The organism is Nocardia sp. NPDC050710 (assembly GCF_040654375.1).
Classification (GTDB): domain Bacteria; phylum Actinomycetota; class Actinomycetes; order Mycobacteriales; family Mycobacteriaceae; genus Nocardia.
In genome coordinates this window covers 60,038-62,866 of the sequence record NZ_JBFAHV010000016.1, presented here as the reverse complement: position 1 = coordinate 62,866, position 2,829 = coordinate 60,038, and the positions used below count along the sequence as shown (strand labels likewise).

The window sequence follows — 2,829 nt, the reverse complement described above, 5'->3', positions numbered from 1 at the left end:
CGGTCGAATTCCGGTCCCTCGAGGAAGGTATCCACCATGCACAACCCGTTCGACGACGACTCGGCCCAGTTCTACGTCCTCGTCAATGACGAGGGTGAACATTCGCTCTGGCCGATTTTCGCCGCCGTGCCGACCGGCTGGAGCATCGCGCACGGCGCTGCCACCCGCACGGCCTGCCTGGAGTACGTCGAATCCCATTGGCTGGATATGCGTCCCAATTCGCTCATCGCCGCGATGAATCCGGAAGCCAACTGAATACGCGGGGCGCGCCGGCCGACATCCCCCCTGTGACCGGTGCGCCCCGCCCCCGTCATGCGAGGCCGGCGCAGCTAGGCCCGCGTATGTGCCGCATCGATGATCACCCTGGCCTGCTGGCGCCAGTCGGAGATCGCGCGACCGCGCAGCTGAGCGAGCGCGGAATCGAATTGCTTGGCCCGCTTGGTCACCGTCAACCCGACATAGGTGTGCCCGTCGGTGATGGCCGCGGTGGCCACCGCGCACGCTTCGTCCACCTCACCGGAACCGAGCAGCGCCGTCGCGTGTTCGAACCGGACCAGCGCGGGCTCCATGGTCTCCCTCGGGTCGTACAGCGACATGGCGCGGGCGGCCGCCTGCTCCGTCTCCTCGGGACGGCCGAGCCGGGCGTACCCGATGGCCTGATAGAAGGCCAGCTTTTCCGGCCGGAAGGAGAAGATGCCCACCGGCAGATCCGACTGACCGTCCAAGGCCGCCGCCGATTTGTCGATGCAGTAAGCGAATTGGCGCGCATCACCGAGATCGGCGTGGGCGCGCGCGGCCATACCCCACAGCCAGGCCGCCGCAGCGCCGGTCCGCGGATCCTCGGACAGCCGCGGCGACAGCAGATGCAGTACGTCCTGCGGTTTATCGCTGTAGGTGGGCAGATAGCTCAGCCCGGCCAGGGCGATATCCTCCGAGTAGCGGTCACCGATGTCCTGGGCGGCGTGAATGGCGGTGGTGTACCACAGCCGCGCCTGGCCGAAATGTCCCTCGTTGAAGAGTATTTCGCCGACGACGTTGGCCAGCCTGCCCGCCGTGCGGACGAGTCGGATCTGGTGGTGGGTCGCCTGTCGATTCGCGAGACAGCCACGGACCGTGCGGAATTGCTCCAGGGTCGTGTGCAGCAATTCGTGCGGCGGCACCTGTACCACCTGTCGTCCCAGCGTGCCCGCGGCCTCCTCGAGCCAGCCGAGCCTGCGCTCGCTGATCGACCCGGCATCCAGCGTCGCCAGCATCTTCTCCGGTTCGTTCGCTACCAGTTCCGCCGCCTGGCCCGCGAGCCCCGCGCCGATGCAGGCCAGTAGCTCTCGCCTTCTCACGTCCTCATCCTCGACTTCCTTGTCGAGCCCGATCGGCGCCGCACGGATACCCGTGTGTCCCAGCGCCCTATCCCTACCGAGCTTGGTGTTCGGAACGAGCGCCGCGCTCGTATCTCCGGTTTCACTGGCCGCGTCGTGGCCCGCCGTGATCGTCCGCTCGAATCGCGCGACGACGACTGAATCGGCCTCGGACAACACCCGGTCGAGCAGGCGCCGGCTTGCGGCATGCATCCGGGTTGTCCGGCCGTTCTCCCACAAGACCACGGTGCGCGGGGTAACGCCCACCAAGCGTGCGAACTCATAGCGGCTTCGCCTCATTGCCGTGCGAAGCGCTGATACGTCTTCGCCCGTCCAGTCGACCTCAACCATAGGTCCCGCTTCCTCGCATCAGGCCGATTCAATCGGAAATTACTCGCAATTACCGCGTTCGGGACTGTTATCTACCGAATCGCAACGCGCACTCTGGAATCGCATCCGGCACCGGGGTTGTGCCCAGACCTTCCGAGGGCGCCCGCTCTCCGGAAAACCCGGCGCACGGTCCCGACGCGGTCCGATCCAGCCGCTTCGAGCGCGGTTTCCGGTGGCGCCTTCCGGTGCCGGATGCACTGAACTTCGGAGGTGAACCGTGGACGCGCTGTATTCGGATATCAGGGAATTGTGGCTGATACAGAGCCGCGATTGCGGGCAGGAGCCCCTGGCTCTCGACTACGACCGCGCCCGGTTCATTCTCTCGGTGCACGCCGGCCACGGCGCCCGGTGCCACCAGTACTTAGCCGCGTCCGCCTACTGTTTCCGCCGAGCCGCCGAGCGGTGAGTCATGGGCTCGATGTGGTCGATCCTCACCGGATGCGGCCTGCTGGTGGCCACCATCGGTGCGATCGGCACCCTGCTCGGCCGCAATCTCGATCGGCACGAACATCTCGAACCCGCAATACCTTTCACTGTCGAACAGGCACACCGGGTGATGCAGCATCATCGTGGCTGTCGAGCGGATGCCTGCCCGCGTAAGGGTGCGGCGTTTCGCGCGCTGGTGGCGGCGGGGCGTATCGTGCCCGACAGCCGAGCCGATGGCTACTGGTTGTGGTGAACGGACAGGTGGCCTACGTCGACATGGTAGTAACGCGCTAACTCCGTGTGCCCCAGGATGATCCGAAGCGCAGGGTGCGGCGAAGGATCTCAGATCGACGGCGGTCACGGAAACCTGTCGGTGCGCTGCTTACGCTGAGGATGACGCGGGCGAGTAGCGCCGCGCCCCTTCGTGCGGAGGCGTAGAGGATTCTGGCGAGCAAGAGCCAGCCGAGAAACTCGAAAACCGTCATCTCCACGCTGAGAATCCTGTTGAGGGCCCGCATCTTCCGGCCTCCGGCGCCGCGGAAGGTGCGCGGGTCGACGGCCGGGCCCGGGCCGGTGATGACGCGGTGTGGGCCGAGATCGGCTGTCCGGGACGCCATGCTGATCGTCATCGAACCCTCCTGCGGTCGTGTGTGCTGGG

Annotated in this window: 4 protein-coding genes; 2 read left to right on the top strand and 2 right to left on the bottom strand. The window is 66.3% G+C overall.

The window, feature by feature from the left end:
* Positions 1-36 precede the first annotated feature (36 nt).
* Positions 37-255, top strand: a complete 219-nt coding sequence (locus AB0H61_RS24670) for an MbtH family protein (RefSeq protein ID WP_357308503.1) — start codon at positions 37-39, stop codon at positions 253-255.
* Positions 256-329: 74 nt separating this feature from the next.
* On the opposite strand, the gene AB0H61_RS24665 is transcribed toward AB0H61_RS24670, so the two are convergent.
* Complete coding sequence (locus AB0H61_RS24665; protein WP_357308500.1) at positions 330-1,568, bottom strand: hypothetical protein; 1,239 nt, start codon at positions 1,566-1,568, stop codon at positions 330-332.
* 586 nt (positions 1,569-2,154) lie between these two features.
* Between AB0H61_RS24665 and AB0H61_RS24660 the strand changes: the two genes are divergently transcribed.
* Positions 2,155-2,424, top strand: a complete 270-nt coding sequence (locus AB0H61_RS24660; protein WP_357308497.1) for a hypothetical protein — start codon at positions 2,155-2,157, stop codon at positions 2,422-2,424.
* A 37-nt stretch (positions 2,425-2,461) separates the two neighbouring features.
* Here the strand turns inward: AB0H61_RS24660 and AB0H61_RS24655 are convergent, their stop codons facing one another.
* Positions 2,462-2,800 carry a hypothetical protein gene (locus tag AB0H61_RS24655; protein WP_357308494.1) on the bottom strand — a complete coding sequence of 113 codons (339 nt, stop codon included), beginning with the start codon at positions 2,798-2,800 and terminating at the stop codon, positions 2,462-2,464.
* Between the last annotated feature and the right edge of the window lie 29 nt (positions 2,801-2,829).

Excerpts from the sequence above, each read along its gene's own strand:
- AB0H61_RS24655 (WP_357308494.1), bottom strand. The coding sequence starts at position 2,800 with ATGACGATCAGCATGGCGTCCCGGACAGCCGATCTCGGCCCACACCGC.
- AB0H61_RS24665 (WP_357308500.1), bottom strand. The coding sequence starts at position 1,568 with ATGCATGCCGCAAGCCGGCGCCTGCTCGACCGGGTGTTGTCCGAGGCC.
- AB0H61_RS24660 (WP_357308497.1), top strand. The coding sequence starts at position 2,155 with ATGGGCTCGATGTGGTCGATCCTCACCGGATGCGGCCTGCTGGTGGCC.
- AB0H61_RS24670 (WP_357308503.1), top strand. The coding sequence starts at position 37 with ATGCACAACCCGTTCGACGACGACTCGGCCCAGTTCTACGTCCTCGTC.